The following is a 17,349-nucleotide window of genomic DNA, read 5'->3' as shown; positions in this document are numbered from 1 at the left end:
ACGATGACGTGGAACTTCGCGACGGTGTTCGAGGCGCTGGCCCGCGTGCGGCCCGGCGACACCGCGCTGATGCACGGTGAGCGGACGGTGTCCTGGGGCGAGCTGGACGACCGCGCCGCGCGGCTCGCGTCGGCGCTGCGCGCCGCCGGGTTGAACGACGGCGACGTCGTGGCGCAGTACCTGCCGAACCGCCCCGAATACATCGAATCCTTCGTGGCGGCGGCGAAAGCGCGGCTCGCCCCGATGAACACCAACTACCGGTACGTCGAAGACGAGCTGCTCGAGGTCTGGCAGGACGCGAACGCCCGCGCGGTCATCTACGACCCGTCGTTCGCCGACCGCGTCGCGGCCGTCCGCGACCGGATGCCGGGTGTGAAGGCGTGGATCGAGGCCGGCAGTGAGTACGAGTCGCTGATCGCCGCGAACGAGCCGATCGCCGTCGGTTCGGGCGACGACGACTCGCTGGTCCTGATCTACACCGGCGGCACCACCGGCAGGCCGAAGGGCGTCATGTGGCGGCAGGCCGACCTGCTGTCCCTGCTGAACTCCATCGCGGCGCGCAAACTGCCCGACGGCGCGGGGCCGGACGAGCTCGTCTCGGTGATCGGTGAACGCCGCGACGGCGTGCGAGCACTGGTCGCGTGCCCGCTGATGCACGGGTTCGGGCTGTTCTACTCGCTGTCCGAGCTGATCAGCGGCGACACCCTGATCACGCTGCCGACCGTCAAGTACGACCCTGAGCTGCTGCTCGACGCCGTGCAGACCCACAAGCTCAAGTCGATCGCCCTCGTCGGCGACGCCTTCGCGAAACCGTTGCTGGACAAGCTCGACAACGAGCCCCAGCGCTGGGATGTGTCGTCGATCCGCGTGCTGATGTCCTCGGGCGTCATGTGGAGCGCGCCGGTCAAGGAAGGCCTGCTGCGGCACATGCCGAAGGCCCGGATGATCGACGGCCTCGGCTCCTCCGAGGCTTCGAGCATCGCGTCGACGGCTTCGACGGCGGGGCAGGTCGCCGACACCGCGTCGTTCGAGCCCTCGGACCGCGCGGGCGTCCTTCTCGACGACGGCACGCTGGCCCAGCCGGGCGACGGGAAGGTCGGCAAGCTCGCCGTGACGGGCTGGCTCCCGATGGGCTACCTGAACGACCCGAAGAAGACGGCCGAGGTGTTCGTCGAGGCCGCCGGGCGCCGCTGGTCGATGCCGGGCGACATGGCGACGATCGAGGCGAACGGCCGGATCAAGCTGCTCGGGCGCGGGTCCTCCTGCATCAACACCGGCGGCGAGAAGGTGTTCCCGGAGGAGGTCGAGCAGGTGCTCGTGAAGCATCCGGGCGTCGTCGACGTCGCCGTGGTCGGCGTGCCCGACGAGCGCTTCGGGCAGAGCATCGTCGCGCTGGTCGAGCCGCGCGGTGAAGCCCCGTCGGAGACGGAGCTGCGCGAGCACGTACGCGCCAGCCTCGCCGGATACAAAGTGCCGCGCCTGTTCCACGCCGTCGAATCGGTCGACCGGCTGCCGAACGGGAAACTGGATCATCGCAAGCTGGCGGACGTGGCGCGCGCGGCCTGGGCCGCCGGCGTCTCCGCGGCGGCGAGCTGAGGAAGGACGCACATGACGAGCGAGATCCATGTCGAGGAAGCCAGGCCGGGCATCCTGGTACTGCGGCTGAACCGGCCCGACAAGCTGAACGCCATGACGGCCCGGCTGATCGAGGGGCTGCACGAGTTCCTCGACTCGATCCGGGAGGACTCGAAGGTCCGGGCCGTCGTGTTGACCGGCGCCGGCCGCGCGTTCTCCGCCGGGTTCGATTTCCGCGGCTACGGCACGCCGTCGGACGCGCCCGAGGACGGCGAGGGGCGGCTACAGGCAGGGATGCGGATCCAGCAGCAGATCGCCGACCTCGGCGACGCGTTCCGCCGGGTGCGTGCCCCGATCATCGGGGCGATCAACGGCGCGGCCGCCGGTGGTGGAATGGCGCTGGCGCTGTTCTGCGACGTTCGCCTCGCGGGCTCGTCCGCGGCCTTCCACGCGTCCTTCATCAAGCGCGGGCTCGGCGGCTGCGACATCGGCGTGAGCTGGCTCCTGCCGCGCATCATCGGCTTCTCGCGCGCTTCGGATCTGTTGCTGACAGGCGGTACCGTGACCGCGGACGAGGCCGAGCGGATCGGCCTGGTGTCCACTGTGGTCGATGACGGCAAACTGCTCGACGCCGCGCTCGACCGGGCCTCGATGATCGCCGAGAACAGCCCGTTCGGCGTGTGGATGACCAAGGAAGTGCTGTGGTCCAACCTGGAGACCCCGAGTTTCCGCAGCGCGGTGGAGATGGAGAACCGCACGCAGGTGCTGACCACGCTGACCAAGGACCACCGCGAGGCCGTCGCGGCGTTCCTGGAGAAGCGGCCCCCGGAGTACCAGAACCGCTGATCACGGGTGTGCTGACGTACGCTGTGCGCCGTGACTGACCGCAACACCGCGACCGAGGCGCCAGAACTGGTGGAGAAGGTCCTGATCGCCGCCGACGAGTGCTTCGAGCACTACGGCATAGCGAAGACCACGATGGAGGATGTCGCGCGCGCGGCCGGTATCTCCCGCGCGACGCTCTATCGTTATTTCGCTGACCGGGAAAGCCTCCTCACGGCCCTGGTGCGGCGGCGCGCGCGGCAGAACATGAAGACAGCGCACGCCTACCTGAAACGCCGCCGCACCATCGAGACGCGCATCGTCGACGGGATCGTGCGCAACGTCCGCCGCGGCAAGCACGATCCGCTGATGCACCTGCTCGTTTCGCCGGAGCAGATGGCGCTGGCGACGAAGCTGCTCGAAGGCACCGGGCTGGCCAACGAGCTGACGCGGGAACTGTGGGAGCCGGTGCTGCGGGAGGCGCAGGAGGCCGGCGAGATCGCGCCCGAGGTGGACGTCGTCGAGCTGTGCGAGTGGATCGCGCACCTCGAGATCATGTTCATCAGCCAGGTCGAGGACACGCCCGAGGCATTCACCTGGGTGCGGCGCATGGTCGAACGGTTCGTGGTGCCTGCTTTGACCCCGCGCTGAGCTGTGCGGAGTTTGCCGCGCTGCCGGGAGTGGCGTCGCTTTTGGGCATGCGGTTGTCGATGGCGCTGCGCCGCGCTGTCAGTAGCCCCCGGTCAGTCAGAACCCCCGGTCAGGAACGGCGGCGTTTCTTCGGCATGTGGTTGTCCGTCACCCCGCGCAGGAACGTGCGGATCGACTCGGCCCAGAGGTCCTCGGCGTTGCGGGTATTGGCCTTCAGCGCGCGGGCGAGGTTCGGCTCCCGTTCCGGGTCGGCGTGCGGGAAGATCTTGCTGCGCTGGCGCGGTTCCTTCATCGCCTCGGTGAGCGCGGCGCCCAGGGTGAGCTTGTCCAGTCCATCGAGGATCAGCACGTGCAGCTCGTCCGGCACGCCGACCTCGATGAGGAACTTGGCTGAGCGGTCGTAGACCCTGGCCAGCACGTCGCGCGGCGGGTAGCGCAGCAGCACCGGAGCCGCCTTGGCGTGGCTCAGGATCGTGCGCCGGAAGTTCAGGCTCTGCGTGACGAAGTACTCGACCCAGTTCTCCGCCGAACGGTCGCGCGGGCGAGGCGTCTCCAGCACGATCATGCGGGCGACCTCTTCGAGGATCTCGTCCTTGTTCGCGAAGTGGTAGTAGATCGAGGGCGCCCGCACGTTCAGCTCCTTGGCTAGCCGGGGCAGGCTCAGGGCTTCGAGGCCCTCGGTATCGATGATCTTGACGGCGGCCGTGATCACCCCTTCATGGCTGAGCAACGGCTGCGTAGGACGAGGCATGGTTTCCATTATCAACGACTAGGTAATCCGGGCTGCGGGGACACGCGCTAGAAGGAGCTGTAGCCCCCGTCCACCGTGATGGCGTCCGCGGTGTGGAACACGCTCGCGGGGCTCGCGAGGTACACGGCCAGCGAGCGGAAGTCGTCCGGTTTGCCCCAGCGCCCGACGGGCATCCGCGGCAGGACACGCCGCTGGAAACCGTCCGAGTCCAGCAGCGGATCGGCCAGCGGCGTGGAAACCCAGCCCGGCAGCACGGCGTTCGCGCGGATGTGGTGGCGGGCCAGTTCGATCGCGATGGACCGGATCATCGACACCAGCCCACCTTTCGCGGACGCGTAAGCCTGGCCGCGCGGCTGACCGGTGCGGGCGGCGAGACTGGACGTGCCGACGAGGCTGCCGCCGTCGCCCTGCTCGACCATGACCCGCGCGGCGGCGCGGAAGGTGAGGAACGCACCTTCGAGATTCACGCGGGTGACGCGCCGGAACTCGGCCAAACCGGTGTCGAGGAAACGTTCCCCGCTCGAACTGACGCCGGCGTTGGCGAAGCACGAATCGAGCCGCCCGACTTCGGACACCGTGCGCGCCATCGCGTCCTCGACCTGCTGCTCGTCACCGACGTCGCAGTTCAGCGCGAGTACCCGGGTGCCGTGCTCCGACAGCTCCTTCGCCGCCTTGGCGTTGCGTTCTTCGTTGGTGCCCCACACGCTCACGTCGGCGCCCGCTTGCGCCAGCCCGTGCGCGAACGCCAGGCCGATGCCCGAGTTCCCGCCCGTGACCACCGTGACGTGCCCGCGCAGGTCGAACGGATTCTCTTCGGCTGCCATCCCGAATCCCTTCCAACGGTTCGTGCGCGGCATGGTCACCGGCCCATCTGCCCGTCGTCCACTTTGATCACCGTTCCGGTGACGAACTCTGAAGCGGGCGAGACGAGGTACAGCAGCGAAGTGTCCAGCTGCGCCGGGTCGCCGAGGCGTTTGCGGGGGAACGCGCCGCTCGGGTCCCCGACGCGCTCGATCATCCCGTCCATCATCTCGGTCGCGAACGCGCCCGGCGCAATCGCGTTGACGTTGATGCCGTGCCGTGCCCACTCCACGGCCAGCGTCTCGGTCATCCGGTTGACCGCGGCCTTCGTCGTGGAGTAGAGCGCGGCCGCGTTGCCGTGGTAGTCGAAGGAACCCATCGATGAGATGTTGACGATCCGGCCCCCGCGCTCGGCGGCGATGAGCCGTTTGGCGACCTCGCAGGACAGCACGAACGGGCCGCGGAGGTTCGTGTCGATCACGGCGTCGACGAGCTCCAGCGGGATCTTGTGCGGCCGTCTCGCGTCGTTGATGCCCGCGTTGTTCACCAGCACCGTGACCAGGCCGAACAGTGCCTCGACTTCGTCCATCACCCCAGGCAAGGCGTGCGCGTCGGCGACGTCGAAGGGAACCGCTTCGCACCGGCCACCCGAGGCGGTGATCTCCTCGACGACCTCCTTCAACCTGTCCTCACGGCGGCCGCTGATCACCACGCGCGCCCCGGCCGACGCGAGGACTGCGGCGAACCGGCGGCCCAGCCCGGAGGTCGCGCCCGTGACCAGCGCGACCTCGTCCGAAAGCTCGTTCATGAGACCAGCTTATTCAGTTCCCGATGGAAGATCTGGTTGACGACCTCGTTGCGGCCCAGCACCATGCCGCCCGCGTCGGCGCTCGCCAGCGCCCGCTGCGAACCGCGCAGCAGCGGGAAATCCTCTTGGTGCAGCACGGCGAGCAGGATCTCCCAGTTCTTGTCCCAGGTGGCCGCCCAGCGCTCCGGGGTCAGCCCGCTCTTCTCGACGGGCGGGACGAGCAGCCGCATCTCCATCCGGCAGCGGCCGGGATCGGTGGGGTGCGGGCGGAAGGTGAGCAGCTCGAAATGGTCGTCCGGCTGGCGCAGCAAAGTGCTGTTGGGCAGCAGGAAATGCCCGTCGATGACGTAGCGGCCGAGGTCCCTGTCGCCGGGGTCCTCGTCGAGCCAGCGGTCGATCTTCTTGCGGGGCGAGCACATCCGCGCATGCCGCCCGAAGTCCTCGACCACCTGGACGTTGGTGTGCACGTGCTTCCCCGCGGTGTTCGGATGCGCGTACTGGATGTGGTAGCCGTCGAGGAATGCGTCCTGCATGATCTTCCAGTTCGCGGGCTCGTCGAAGCCCTCGCACCGGTAGGCCAGCAGCCGCTCGAGGTGGTAGCCGGCGAGTATCTCGTCCACCTCCGGCCCGAGCCACGAGGCGACGTCGATCGGCGCGCCTGCCTTGTCGACCAGCCAGATGAACCCGTGGCGTTCCTCGCACGGCAGCTCGACGAGCCCGTACGCGTCGCGGTCGACCTCGCCGAACGTGGAGTCGTGCGTGATCGTGCGGAGTTTGCCGTCGATGTCGTAGGACCAACGGTGGTATCCGCACGAGAACAGCCGGCAGCTGCCCTTCTCCCGCTCCTCGACCAGCCCGCCGCGGTGCCGGCAGGCGTTGACGAACGCCTTGACTCCGCCGTCGTCCTGGCGCACCACGAGTACTTGATTGCGTGGCATGCGCAGGGTGACGAAATCCTTGGGGCGGGGCAGTTCCCCGCTGTGCGCGACGATCGAGGGCACTCGGCCGAACACCTGCTCGCGCTCGCGAGCGGCGATGCCCGGATCCGTGAACTCCTCCGGCTGGAAGGTCACGACCTCGTCGAACTCGTCCGTGGTCCCAGCGCGAAGGTGGTCCAGCGTGCGCCGGATTCGTTCCTGCCTGGACGTGGCGATCGTGGTCATCGCTGCCTCCCTCCCAAATACTTACCTACTCATATTAGTTTTCGGGAGCGGAAATGTCACGCGGTATCCGCATATTCAAGTCCTCTCGGCGACTCATCGCCGAGACTCCCCGGGATTCTCGGCGACTCTCTGCGATGTCATGGGATTCAGATGTGTTCACGGCAGGCGAGTGCGAGTGCGGCTTTGGGGGCAGCTTTGACTGCGGCTGCGGTCTCGTCACTTCCGCAGGTTCGCGGATGTGACGAGGGTGCGCCGTGGCCGGTCGGCAGATCATGCTTGTGGGTGCGTGAGTGCATGCTTCGTAAGTGAGTTGTGTCGCTCCCGTTCCGGTTGAGCCGGCCGGCTGTGCGGCCGGCAGGATCGCCCGTGCGCGAGGTGCAGGGTTTCCGGATACGCGCTGCTAGGGGCTCCGTCGGGGGTTATGCAGCCTTCGAGTGGGATGCGTCGTTCCTCTCGACGGGCTCTGGCTTGAAGTCGAGTGGTTCGGGGCGGTCGTGGTAGCGGCGTCCGGCGGGGGTGGTGATGGTGGTTTCGCCGGTGGTGTCGTCGAAAAGGACTTCCCAGCCGGGTTGTTCGCGGAGTCGGTTGTGGTGCGGGCAGAGGGCGTGCAGGTTCCTGGTGCTGGTGGAGCCGCGGTGACGCCAGCGTCGCGTGTGGTCCAGATGGGAGTGGTGGGCGGGGCGGTGACAGTGCCTGACGCCGCATTCCCGGTCTCGTGCCCGCACGAAATCCTGCACGGCTGCCGGAGGTCGTCGTGTTTTACGGCCCACGTCCCGTACCGCGCCGGAGGCGGGGTCGGTGAGGACTTTCTTCCAGACGCTGGCGGGGTTGTTGAGGATGTCGCGGGCGATGGAGCCGGGGATCGGGCCGTGGCCTTCCAGGACCGCGCCATGCTCGGTGACGCCGAGGGCGGTGCCGATCGGGACGTGGAGGAAGACGGTGGCCGCCGCCCCGCCGTGTTCCTTGCCCAGGAGTACATCGGTGAAGATGTCGGCGCGGAGTTGGTCGAGGGTGCGCTCGTCGCCACCGGTCCGTCGCTGCCGGGCGATCCGGTCTATGCGGGTGTAGCCGGCGGCTGCGGCCTCGACGGGTAGATATGCCGACAGAGTGGCCATCGCGTTGTCCTCGTGAACGATCCGGACACGGCGATCCTCTCGGCGCCGCGTCGCGCGTGCGGTGGCGCCGTCGGGGTCGATCCGGTTCACGAGATCCCGGGCTGCCCGCCGGACCTGGGTGGCATCCCGGCCTGCGAGCCGGGGCGCGAGGAGCACGTCCACCTCCAGGCACTTGTCGTCCGACAACGCCGAGGTGACTTCGTGAACCTTGCCCGCTGTATGCAGATCAGCGTTCCCGGCCTCGATTTCGGCCAGGGTGCGGGGAAGTCGCGTCACCAGCGCATCGGCCACCGCCAACTGGGCGGTGGCCGCGTGCCGCGTGATGTGCAGCTCCAGAGATATTTCGTCTGCCACCGTCGGATCTCGTCGTCGGATCTGGTTCAGGCGAGCCATCGCCCGAACCATTTTTCCTTGGGCAGCACCGATCTCCTGCTGTGCCGCGACGAGATGCTCCAGCGTCTGGTCGGCGGTGAGGGTTCCCCAGTTCGTGTTCACCCAGCAAAATTATCGCAGGGAACGAACGCGTGAGCGAAAATTCACGCAAGGGAGTGATTGGGGATACAGCCTGCCAACAAGGTGGTCTCACCAGGGAACAGGTGGGTGTGCGTCCGTGGTGCGTGATATGGTTGGCGTGCTTGAAATCGGGTGTGGAGTCCCTGGTAGTAAGACGTTCGCTGGCGACGCGAAGCCGCCGGTATTCCTTAGGAAGCACGCCGCGGGTTGGGGAAGGTCCGGAACGAGACCTCACCCGAGCCGGTGTCGGCCAGCGCGTACCCGACGGAATCGCCGAGCCCGGGCTGGTCGCTCATCCCGACCGAACCCGGGTTGACCACAAGCGTGCCGCGAACCCGACGTGCCATGGGGAGATGGGTGTGGCCGAGCACGACCAGGTCGGCGTCGAGCTCGTCGGCGTGGTCGAACTCGGGGCTCCCGGGATCGAGGTAGCGACCGTAAGGCGGCCACGGGCTTCCGTGCACCATGAGCACCCGCATTCCGCCGAGGCGCACCCGTAGCTCGGTCGGCGCGCGGCTGACGAAATCTAGTTCAAGGCGCGAAACGCGCGACGATTCGCGGGCACGGGCGTTCGCGGGAGAGAGGAAGGACAGCTCATGGTTACCGAGCACGTAGTGCGCGCCCGCGCACCGGATCAGCTTGACGATCTCGTTCGAGAACCGGTGGTCGGAGAAAGCGTCCCCGGCCACCAGCACCTCGTCAGCCTCGTCGGCCAGTTCGGTCAGGGCGCGTTCGAACGCCGCGAGATTGCCGTGCGCGTCCGCGAGGATGCCGAGTTTCATCCGCTGGGGACCGGTTTCGCCGACAGCTCGGGATGGGCCTCGCGGATCCGGCGGCGCGCGATCTTGCCGCTGGCCATGCGTTCCAGCGGTTCGTCCTGCAGCACGACGTGGCGCGGCACCTTGTACCCGGCCAGCCGCGCGCGGCAATGCTCCTGGATCGCCTCGGCGGTGACGGACCCGTCGGAATGGACGACGGCCGCCGGCGTCTCGCCGAACTTCGGGTCGTCCGCCGAGACCACGCAGACCTCGAGCACGCCGGGCAGCTCGTCGACTACAGCTTCGATCTCCGAAGGCGCCACGTTGTAGCCGCCGGTGATGATGATGTCCTTGAGCCGGTCGACGACGCGGATGTAGCCCTCGTCGTCTTTTATTCCGACGTCGCCGCTGTGGAACCAGCCGTCGCGCAACGCGTCGGCTGTCGCCTTTTCGTTGCGCCAGTAGCCCGGCGTCATCCCCGGGCCGCTCACGACGATCTCGCCCGGCTCGCCCGCGTCACAGTCCGTACCGTCCGGGCGCACCACACGGTGGCGGGTCAGCACTGTGCCGCGGCCGATCGACTCGGGACGGTTGAGGGCCTGGTCCGCCGGGTTGAGCGTGGAGATCCCGCCGAGCTCGGTCATGCCGTACGCCTGCCGCAGCGGGACGCCCTTCTCCAGCCACGCCTTGATCGTCGGCACCGGCGCCCGCGCGCCGGCGATGGTGACCAGCTCCAGTGAGGAGAGATCGGCCTCGGCGAAAGCGGGCTGGGCGGCGAGCTGTTCGAAGATCACCGGGACCCCGCACAGGATCTGGATGCGTTCCTCGGTGAGCCGTCGCAACGTGACCGGTGCGTCGAAACCCTTTTCGTAGAACAGTGACGCGCCGCGCGTAAGTGGGTGCAGGACGTGCCAGGGGAGTCCGGGCGCGCCCGACATCGAGAGCACGTAGATCATCCGGGCTCCGGGCCGCAACGCGGGTTCCGCCAGCGCGAAGTCCGCGATGAAGTTGAACATGCTGCGGTGGCTGAAGACCACGCCCTTCGGCTTGGACGTGGTGCCGCTGGTGTAGACGATCACGGCGGGATCGTCCCAAGTGGACTCCGGGCGGGCGACCGGCTCCGGCGCGAGTTCGCGCAGCGCGGTGAACTCGCCCAGCCCGACGAGTTCGAGCGCGGAACCCGCCAACCCGGCGGCCATCCGTTCGCGGTGCGCCTCATCTGCGAGCACCAGCCGTGGTTCGGAATCGTCCACGAGGTAGCGCAGCTCGTCCGGCGTGAACCGGTTGTTGTACGGCACCACGGCCGCGCCGAGCTTGAGCGCGCCGATCGCGGCGACGCACCATTCGAGGCTGTTCGCCCCGATGACACCGATCCTGTCGCCCGCGGAAAGCCCGCGGGCGGACAGGAAAGCGGCGGCGGCGTCGGTCCAGCGATCGAGCGCGCGGTAGGTGACCACGTCGTCACCGTCGAACACGATCGCGGGCCGCTCCGGTGCCTCGCGCGCCCACTGCTGGAGACCGTCCGTGACGAGAACAGTCATCGTTTCCGCTCCCTTGCGAAAGACGTGACGGCGGCGGGTGTCAGTCCCGCAGTTCGAGTGCTTGTTCCGGGCAGGCCCGGACGAGGTGATCCGCCTTGTCCAGCAACGATTCCGGCACCGGGTCCGTGACCAGAACGGGGTAGCCCTCGTCGTCGCAGTCCATGATCTCGGGCGCGGCGCCGTAGCAGATGCCGTGCCCCGCGCAGGCGGTTTCGTCGATGCTCAGGTGCTTGCTCATTTTCGCCTCTTACAGCGTCGGCTGGCCCTGGTCCTCGGGGAACGGGATCGACACCCGCGCCAGGGTGCCGCCGTCCGCGGAGGAGAGGACCTGGCCCGAGGTGTATGCGGCGTCGTCGGAGACCAGGAACAGCGCCGTCTTGGCGTTGTCGCGCAGTGACGGCGGCCGGTCCAGCTTGAGCGGGATCGGGGTGACTCCCTTGTCCCACGGGCCGGCGACCTCCTCATAGGACTTGCCGACGACCGGGGCGCCTTGCTCCATCAGGAAGTTCGGCGACATCCCGTGCGTCGGCGCGATGGCGTTGACGCGGATGCCCCACTTGCCGAGGTCGAGGGAAAGCCCGCGCACCATGCCGTTGACGCCCGCTTTCGTGGCCGAATACGGGGCGATGCTGTGGTAAGCGGCCATCGACGCGGCGGAGGAGGTGACGAGGATGGCCCCGCCTCCGTTCTCGCGCATGGGTTTCACCGCGTGCTTGGCGCACAGGAACGGGCCGGTCAGGTTCACGCTGATGACCTTGTGCCAGTCCTCGAGCGGGAAGTCCTCGAAGGCCAGCTCTTCGCCGCCCATCACGCTGGGCACGCCGCCGCGGGAGACGATGCCCGCGTTGGCCCACATGATGTCGAGCTTGCCGAACTTTTCCAATGTCGTCGCGACTGTCCGGGCCACATCGGCCTCGGCCGTGGTGTCCGCCTCGACCGCGATGGCCGTGCCGCCCTGCTCGGTGACGAGCTTGACGGTGGCCTCCGCGCGATCGCCGAGGATGTCCATCACCACGACCTTGGCGCCCTCTTCCGCGAAGAGCTGCGCCGATTCACGGCCCAGCCCGGATCCCGCGCCGGTGATGATCGCGACCTTGCCCTCGAGCCTCGCCATGACGGTTTCCTCTCTCCGGACAACGGTGACCGGGGATCGACGAGATGAAGAATGCAGTTACCTTATAGCTCTAGATTAAGCAGCGTCAACAGAGTGCGCTGCGACCTCAGGCGAAAAGGCCTTCCATCGACGGCGTCAGGTTGATCGTCTTCAGTTCGTAGTACGCCGTCAGCCCTTCGTGCCCCGTGTCGCGGCCGACGCCGGAGCATTTGACGCCACCGAACGGGGCCTCGATGTTGTAGGTGAAGGAGTTGACGCTGAACGTGCCGGTGCGCACCGCGCGGGCGACCTCCAGCGCCTTCTCGTCGTCGGTGGTGAACACGGCGCCGTGCAGGCCGTACTCGGAGTCGTTGGCGATGGCGATCGCCTCCTCGACCGTGTCGTAGGCCAGCACCGCGGCGACCGGGCCGAAGATCTCTTCACGGCAGATGCGCATCGAGTTCTCCGCCGAGCCGAATACCGTGGGAGCAATGAAGAATCCCTTGTCCAGATGCTCCGGACGGCCACCGCCGGTGAGCACCTTCGCGCCCTCCGCGACGCCCGCCGCGAGATAGCCCTCGACGCGGTCGCGCTGCCGCCGCGACACGAGCGGGCCCATCGTCGTCGCGGGGTCGAACGGATCGCCGACCACGAACGACTCCGCGGTGGCCACCAGCGCGTCCACCACCTCGTCGTGCCGGCTGCGCGGGACGAGGATCCGGCTGTAAGCGGCGCACACCTGCCCAGTGTTGAAGAACGACCCGATCGCGATGCCCTGCATAGTGGTCGTGAGGTCCGCGTCCTCCAGCACGATCGCGGCCGACTTCCCGCCCAGCTCCAGTTGCACCCGCTTGAACGAGCGCCCGCACTCCTCGCCGATCTGGCGTCCGGCGGCGGTCGACCCGGTGAAGCTGACCTTGTCCACTTCCGGATGCGCCACGAGCGCGCGGCCCGTGTCGCGGTCGCCGGTGAGATAATTGAAGACGCCTGCGGGCACCCCGGCTTCGGCCAGCGCGTCGGCGATGAAATACGCGTCCAGCGGGGTTTCCGGTGCTGGTTTGTAGACCACGCTGCACCCCGTCGCCAGCGCCGGGAAGATCTTCGCGACCGCCATGTTGAACGGCCCGTTCCAGGGCGCGATCGACGCGACGACGCCCACTGGCTCCTTGACCACCGCGGCGTTCGTCTGCCCGCGGCGCACTTCGGCCGTCGGTTCGGCGCGGGCCAGTCCCAGGAAGTAGCGGCCGGTCTCCAGCGCGCCCGGGATCTGCACCTTGGCGATCGAGGACGGCAGGCCCATCTGCGCGGTGACGAGCCGGCCGATCTCGTCCAGTTTCGGTTCCAGCAGGCGCAATGCCGCGTCGAGGATGTCGGCACGTTCGTCGGCGCTCATCCGCCGCCAGGTGCCTTCGCTGAACGATCGCCGTGCCGCCCGCGCGGCGGCGTCCACGTCCTCGGCACCGGCGTCGGGCACCTCCCCGATGACCTCTTCCGTCGAAGGGGAGACGACCGGGATCCGGCCGGAAGAACGAGGACGGACCCAGTCGCCGTCGATGAGGAGCTTCTCGTTACTGATCATCATTGACCTCTCCGAGTGAGGAAGCGAAACCGTTCCGGTTGACACCGATCGCCGCCCAGTTATTCTAAGCACATTAGGTAACCCGGGGAACCCCACCGAAGCAAGCCTCTGTCAACGACGATGGGAGCACTTGCCCCATGACCAGCACCCTGGACGAAATTCCCCAGCACCTGCGCGTGGATTTCGACATCTACGATCCCGCGCTGTGCACCCCGGCCGACCAGGTCAACGACCGGGTCGCCGAGCTGTCGGCGCGCGGGCCGCTCGTGTACTCCGAGCGCTACGGGGGGCACTGGATCGTCACGCGCTACCAGGAGATCCACGACGTCCTGCGCGATCCGGCCACTTTTTCCAGTTTTCCCAACAACTTGATCCCGCACGGGGCCGGCAAGTTCCTCCCGCTGGAGGTCGACCCGCCCGAGCACACCGCGTACCGCCACGCGCTGCAGCCGCTGTTCAACCCGAACCGGATGAAGGCGCTGGCACCGCGCATCCGGGAAATCGTCAACGAACTCATCGACGGGTTCGCCGCGCGGGGCGAGGCCGAGTACATCTCCGAGTTCGCCCACGAGATGCCCGCGCGCGTGTTCCTTGCCCTGATGGGCTGGCCGGTCGAGGACGCGCCGATGTTCACCGAGATGACCGACATTACGTTGCAGGGCAAGCCGGGCCTCAGTGAAGAGGAGAACGTCAAGGTTCGCGCCGAGGCCGCGCAACAGATCTTCGGCTATTTCGGGAACGTGATCGCGGACCGCCGGTCCCGCCCCGACGCGGACGACATCACGAAGGCGATCATCGACACCCCGGTCGAGTTCGAGGACGGGAAGCGGGCGCTCACCGACGAAGAGCTGTCCAACATGTTCTTCCTGCTCCTCATCGCCGGGTTGCACACCGTTCAGGGCTCGCTCGCGTGGGGCGTCATGCACCTGTCCGACCATCCGGAAAAGCGGCAGGAACTGGTCGGCAACCCGGACATCATTCCCACAGCCGTCGAGGAAATCCTCCGGATCGAGGCCGCCGTGTCGCCGGGGCGCCGCGTCACGAAGGACACGGAGCTCGGCGGACTCCGGCTGCGAGAAGGCGACCAGTTGCTGCTCGTGCTGGCCGGCGCGAACCGCGACGCGGCGGAGTTCGAGGACCCCGGCGTGCTCGACCTGCACCGCACGCCGAACCGGCACATGTCCTTCGGCTCGGGCCCGCACCGCTGCCTCGGCTCGCACCTGGCCCGCGTCGAGCTGACCATCGCGTTCGAGGAGCTGTACCGGAGGCTGCCCGATCTTCGTGTGGACTCCGGCAAGCCGTCGATCTCGCACCCCAGTCAGGTGCGTGGGGTCGCCGCGCTGCCCGTGGTGTTCACCCCGGAGTCCTGACCGCGACGTCCAGCATCGCCCGTACGTCGACGAGTTTGACGCGCGGGCGGCCCTGGGCCCGCCCGGCCTCCCGCTCGTGGGTGTCGATCGCCCGCCAGCCGCCGTGCTCCAGCGCGAGCGGCTGGCGGCGTTCGACCAGCTCCCGCACCGCGGCGGCGTCAGCGGACGGCCGGGACAGCTTGCCGTTCAGGTAGTCCTCCAGCAGTGCGGCCACCGTGTCCTCGGCGCATTTCTTGTTGGTGCCGATGACCCCGGACGGGCCGCGTTTGATCCAGCCCGCCGCGTAAACCCCGGCCGCCACCCGGCCGCCGTCGTTCGGCACGACGCCGCGTGCCTCGTCGAACGGCAGTCCCGGCAACGGCGCGCCACGGTAACCGATCGAGCGCAACACGAGGCCGCAGTCGAGATCCTCGGTCTCGCCGGTGGCCACGGCCTGCCCGTCGACGACGTCGTTTTTTCCGACGCGGAGCCCGGAGACCTTGTCCTGGCCCAAAATTTCGATCGGCGACGCGAGATAGCGCAGCACGATCCGCTTCCCGCCCCGGGTGGGCCGGTCGGCGAGTTCACGCAGGAGCTCGGCCTTGAGGCTACCCGAGGGATCGGCGCCTTCGACCGCGATGTCGAATGTGGACAGGCCCAGCAGCTCCGGCACGGTGTATGCGGCGTCCCGCGGGCCCCGCCTGCCGAGCACGACGACCTCCTGGATCCGGCTCGCGGAAAGTGCTTCCAGCGCGTGGTCGGCGATGTCCGTGCGGGCGAGTTCGTCGACGTCACCGGCCAGTACCCGTGCCACGTCCAGGGCGACGTTGCCATTTCCGACGACGACCGCACGCTCCGCGGACAGGTCGAAACTCGCGTCGGCGAAATCGGGATGGCCGTTGTACCAGGCGACGAACTCGGTCGCGGCGTGGCTGCCCGGCAGGTCTTCCCCGGGCACGCCGAGCCGCCGGTCGCGAGGCGCGCCGACCGCGTAAAGCACCGCGTGGTGCGACGCGAGCAGCTCTTCGTGCGTGACGTGCGTGCCGACCTCCACGTTGAGGTGCAGGTGCAGGCCCTTGCGCGTGATGGTGCGGCCGAAGGACTTCGTCACGGCCTTGGTGCTCTGGTGGTCCGGCGCGACGCCGAACCGCACGAGCCCCCACGGCACGGGCAGCCGCTCGAACATGTGCACTTCGACCTCGAGCCCGCGGCGCGTGAGCAGTTCCTCCGCCGCGTAACAGGCGGCAGGACCCGAACCGACGATCGCGACGCGGAGCGGGCCCGGCTCGGTCGTCTCGATCTTCGGGTTGGCGGGTTCGACGGGCGTCGGCGGGTAGTCGCGGCGCCCGGGTTCGTCGAAGTAGCGCGCGTTGATCTCGGTGAACCGCAGGTTCGCGTCGGTGAGGTCGTAGTCGGGCACGATGGCCTCGACCGGGCAGACGTCGATGCAGGCGCCGCAGTCGATGCATGTCTCCGGGTCGATGTAGAGCATTTCGCTGCGCGCGTAATCCGGCTCGTCCGGCGTCGGGTGGATACAGTTGACTGGGCATACCGGCACGCAACTGGCATCGTTGCAACAGGGCTGGGTGACTACGTGCGCCATTGCGGGCCTCCCGGTGCGATAAAACTAAGCGCTTTAGGTTAACGGGGAGGTCAGCCAGAGGCAAGTCACCGGCGGTAGGACTCGGTGGCCTTGCGGATCCCGGTGTCGAAGCGCTCGTTGAAGCCTTCCTTGCGCTCCTTGGTCCAGGCGTAGGAGCGGTGCAGTGCCGCCGTCGCTCCGGTGAACCGCGGCATGACGTCGCTCGCGACCAGTTCGTACATGTGCGAAGTGGCCGCCGGATCGGCCCAGTCGTGCGCGGTCAGCAGGAAGGTCCCGAACCCGCCGGTGCGGTCCACAATGCTCTGGATGTACTCCGTGACGCGCTCGGGGCCGCCGATGCAACCGAACCCGGACTCGTTGACGCGGTGCACCAGCTCCTCGTGGGAGACCTCCTCGCCGGGCGCGATCATCTTCATCGGCGAGGTGACGTGCCGGTAGTCGAGGAACTCGCGCAGGCCGTAGCGGGTGTCCTCGATCGCCTGCTCTTCGGTTTCCGCGAGGTGCACGTTCCCGACGATCGTCCAGTCCGCGCGGTCAACGGTCTGGCCGGTCTTGCGAGCCTCGACCGTGGTGATGTCCCAGGTCTGCTCGAGTAGCTCGGCGGCCTTGGCCGACGTGCCGCCGACCGAGAGCAGGCCGAGCCCGTAGCGGCCGGCCAGTTTCGGCCCGTTCGGCGACATCGCCGCCGCCACCGCGAGCCGCACCCGCGGCTGGGTGTAGCTCTGCAGCTGCAGGCGGGCGTCGTCGAGAGTGAACCAGTCCGTCTTGCGGTGCACCGCATCCGGCGAGTCGAGCAGCTCCAGGATCGCGTCGAGCGCCTCTTCCATCCGCGGCCGGGCGAGGTTGTAGTCCAGCCCCATCATCTGTGCGTCGGCGACCAGCGCGCCCGGCCCGAACCCGATCCGCACCCGGCCCCGCGTCAGGTGGTCGAGCAGCACGATCCGGTCCGCGACCATCAGCGGATGGTGGTACGGCAGGGAAATCACGCCGCTGCACAATTCGATCCGCGCCGTCCGCTGCGCCGCGGCGGCGATCATCAGCTCCGGTGACGCGATGTACTCGAACCCGCCGCTGTGGTGCTCGCCGAACCACACCTGCGCGTAGCCGAGCCGGTCCAGCTCCTCGACGTGGCGCAGGTCCTGGTCCAGTGCCGAGGTCGGATCACGGCGGGGATTGTGGTATGGGGGCAGGAAAACACCGAAGCGCAACGTCATGGGCCGGGCCTCT

General features: G+C 68.2%; 16 protein-coding genes. 4 read left to right on the top strand and 12 right to left on the bottom strand.

Annotation, left to right across the window (positions count from 1 at the left end; genetic code table 11):
• Positions 1–3 precede the first annotated feature (3 nt).
• Genes FPZ12_RS26725 through FPZ12_RS26715 form a run of 3 tightly spaced genes read left to right on the top strand, consistent with a single transcriptional unit; the run spans position 4 to position 3,048 of the window.
• Entirely contained in the window at positions 4–1,596 is a 1,593-nt protein-coding gene (locus tag FPZ12_RS26725; RefSeq protein WP_144757631.1) for an AMP-binding protein, read from the top strand.
• 12 nt (positions 1,597–1,608) lie between these two features.
• Positions 1,609–2,421, top strand: a complete 813-nt coding sequence (locus FPZ12_RS26720) for an enoyl-CoA hydratase/isomerase family protein (protein ID WP_144757630.1) — start codon at positions 1,609–1,611, stop codon at positions 2,419–2,421.
• A gap of 30 nt (positions 2,422–2,451) precedes the next feature.
• Complete coding sequence (locus FPZ12_RS26715; protein ID WP_208026019.1) at positions 2,452–3,048, top strand: TetR/AcrR family transcriptional regulator; 597 nt, start codon at positions 2,452–2,454, stop codon at positions 3,046–3,048.
• 109 nt (positions 3,049–3,157) lie between these two features.
• Here the strand turns inward: FPZ12_RS26715 and FPZ12_RS26710 are convergent, their stop codons facing one another.
• The 10 genes from FPZ12_RS26710 to FPZ12_RS26665 form a co-directional block, all read right to left on the bottom strand.
• A complete protein-coding gene (locus FPZ12_RS26710) occupies positions 3,158–3,799 on the bottom strand; it encodes a TetR family transcriptional regulator (RefSeq protein WP_144757629.1) in 642 nt (213 codons plus the stop codon).
• Between the two features lie 47 nt (positions 3,800–3,846).
• On the bottom strand, positions 3,847–4,623 hold the full coding sequence (locus tag FPZ12_RS26705) for an SDR family NAD(P)-dependent oxidoreductase (protein WP_144757628.1): 777 nt from the start codon (positions 4,621–4,623) through the stop codon (positions 3,847–3,849).
• Between the two features lie 35 nt (positions 4,624–4,658).
• Positions 4,659–5,408, bottom strand: a complete 750-nt coding sequence (locus FPZ12_RS26700; protein ID WP_144757627.1) for an SDR family NAD(P)-dependent oxidoreductase — start codon at positions 5,406–5,408, stop codon at positions 4,659–4,661.
• Entirely contained in the window at positions 5,405–6,571 is a 1,167-nt protein-coding gene (locus tag FPZ12_RS26695) for an aromatic ring-hydroxylating oxygenase subunit alpha (RefSeq protein ID WP_144757626.1), read from the bottom strand. The genes FPZ12_RS26700 and FPZ12_RS26695 overlap by 4 nt, the downstream gene beginning before the upstream one ends.
• Positions 6,572–6,990: 419 nt before the next feature.
• Positions 6,991–8,181 (bottom strand): HNH endonuclease, encoded by a 1,191-nt coding sequence (locus FPZ12_RS26690; protein WP_150980507.1) that lies wholly within the window; start codon positions 8,179–8,181, stop codon positions 6,991–6,993.
• 206 nt (positions 8,182–8,387) lie between these two features.
• Positions 8,388–8,981 carry a metallophosphoesterase family protein gene (locus tag FPZ12_RS26685; RefSeq protein ID WP_144753735.1) on the bottom strand — a complete coding sequence of 198 codons (594 nt, stop codon included), beginning with the start codon at positions 8,979–8,981 and terminating at the stop codon, positions 8,388–8,390.
• A complete protein-coding gene (locus FPZ12_RS26680; RefSeq protein WP_144753732.1) occupies positions 8,978–10,498 on the bottom strand; it encodes a class I adenylate-forming enzyme family protein in 1,521 nt (506 codons plus the stop codon). Before FPZ12_RS26680 ends, FPZ12_RS26685 begins: the two co-directional genes overlap by 4 nt.
• 40 nt (positions 10,499–10,538) lie before the next feature.
• Positions 10,539–10,736: a ferredoxin gene (locus FPZ12_RS26675; RefSeq protein WP_144753730.1), complete on the bottom strand. Its 198-nt coding sequence runs from the start codon at positions 10,734–10,736 to the stop codon at positions 10,539–10,541.
• A gap of 9 nt (positions 10,737–10,745) precedes the next feature.
• Positions 10,746–11,612, bottom strand: coding sequence for an SDR family NAD(P)-dependent oxidoreductase (locus tag FPZ12_RS26670; protein WP_144753727.1), 867 nt, complete (start codon positions 11,610–11,612; stop codon positions 10,746–10,748).
• Positions 11,613–11,718: 106 nt separating this feature from the next.
• On the bottom strand, positions 11,719–13,173 hold the full coding sequence (locus FPZ12_RS26665; RefSeq protein WP_208026018.1) for an aldehyde dehydrogenase: 1,455 nt from the start codon (positions 13,171–13,173) through the stop codon (positions 11,719–11,721).
• A 134-nt stretch (positions 13,174–13,307) separates the two neighbouring features.
• Here FPZ12_RS26665 and FPZ12_RS26660 point away from each other — a divergent pair, with 134 nt between their 5' ends.
• The gene (locus FPZ12_RS26660) at positions 13,308–14,540 is read left to right on the top strand and encodes a cytochrome P450 (RefSeq protein ID WP_144753724.1); all 1,233 of its coding nucleotides are present in this window, start codon (positions 13,308–13,310) and stop codon (positions 14,538–14,540) included.
• On the opposite strand, the gene FPZ12_RS26655 is transcribed toward FPZ12_RS26660, so the two are convergent.
• Together FPZ12_RS26655 and FPZ12_RS26650 are read right to left on the bottom strand one after the other, a co-directional pair.
• Positions 14,524–16,122, bottom strand: coding sequence for an FAD-dependent oxidoreductase (locus FPZ12_RS26655; RefSeq protein WP_144753721.1), 1,599 nt, complete (start codon positions 16,120–16,122; stop codon positions 14,524–14,526). The genes FPZ12_RS26660 and FPZ12_RS26655 overlap by 17 nt on opposite strands.
• Before the next feature lie 65 nt (positions 16,123–16,187).
• Positions 16,188–17,336, bottom strand: a complete 1,149-nt coding sequence (locus tag FPZ12_RS26650) for an LLM class flavin-dependent oxidoreductase (protein ID WP_144753718.1) — start codon at positions 17,334–17,336, stop codon at positions 16,188–16,190.
• Positions 17,337–17,349: the final 13 nt, after the last annotated feature.

The organism is Amycolatopsis acidicola (assembly GCF_007713735.2).
GTDB lineage: Bacteria > Actinomycetota > Actinomycetes > Mycobacteriales > Pseudonocardiaceae > Amycolatopsis_E > Amycolatopsis_E acidicola.
This window is presented reverse-complemented; position numbering and strand designations above follow the sequence as displayed.

Excerpts from the sequence above, each read along its gene's own strand:
- FPZ12_RS26720 (WP_144757630.1), top strand. The coding sequence starts at position 1,609 with ATGACGAGCGAGATCCATGTCGAGGAAGCCAGGCCGGGCATCCTGGTA.
- FPZ12_RS26700 (WP_144757627.1), bottom strand. The coding sequence starts at position 5,408 with ATGAACGAGCTTTCGGACGAGGTCGCGCTGGTCACGGGCGCGACCTCC.
- FPZ12_RS26705 (WP_144757628.1), bottom strand. The coding sequence starts at position 4,623 with ATGGCAGCCGAAGAGAATCCGTTCGACCTGCGCGGGCACGTCACGGTG.
- FPZ12_RS26650 (WP_144753718.1), bottom strand. The coding sequence starts at position 17,336 with ATGACGTTGCGCTTCGGTGTTTTCCTGCCCCCATACCACAATCCCCGC.
- FPZ12_RS26710 (WP_144757629.1), bottom strand. The coding sequence starts at position 3,799 with ATGCCTCGTCCTACGCAGCCGTTGCTCAGCCATGAAGGGGTGATCACG.
- FPZ12_RS26675 (WP_144753730.1), bottom strand. The coding sequence starts at position 10,736 with ATGAGCAAGCACCTGAGCATCGACGAAACCGCCTGCGCGGGGCACGGC.
- FPZ12_RS26670 (WP_144753727.1), bottom strand. The coding sequence starts at position 11,612 with ATGGCGAGGCTCGAGGGCAAGGTCGCGATCATCACCGGCGCGGGATCC.
- FPZ12_RS26665 (WP_208026018.1), bottom strand. The coding sequence starts at position 13,173 with ATGATGATCAGTAACGAGAAGCTCCTCATCGACGGCGACTGGGTCCGT.
- FPZ12_RS26685 (WP_144753735.1), bottom strand. The coding sequence starts at position 8,981 with ATGAAACTCGGCATCCTCGCGGACGCGCACGGCAATCTCGCGGCGTTC.
- FPZ12_RS26695 (WP_144757626.1), bottom strand. The coding sequence starts at position 6,571 with ATGACCACGATCGCCACGTCCAGGCAGGAACGAATCCGGCGCACGCTG.
- FPZ12_RS26660 (WP_144753724.1), top strand. The coding sequence starts at position 13,308 with ATGACCAGCACCCTGGACGAAATTCCCCAGCACCTGCGCGTGGATTTC.
- FPZ12_RS26655 (WP_144753721.1), bottom strand. The coding sequence starts at position 16,122 with ATGGCGCACGTAGTCACCCAGCCCTGTTGCAACGATGCCAGTTGCGTG.
- FPZ12_RS26680 (WP_144753732.1), bottom strand. The coding sequence starts at position 10,498 with ATGACTGTTCTCGTCACGGACGGTCTCCAGCAGTGGGCGCGCGAGGCA.
- FPZ12_RS26725 (WP_144757631.1), top strand. The coding sequence starts at position 4 with ATGACGTGGAACTTCGCGACGGTGTTCGAGGCGCTGGCCCGCGTGCGG.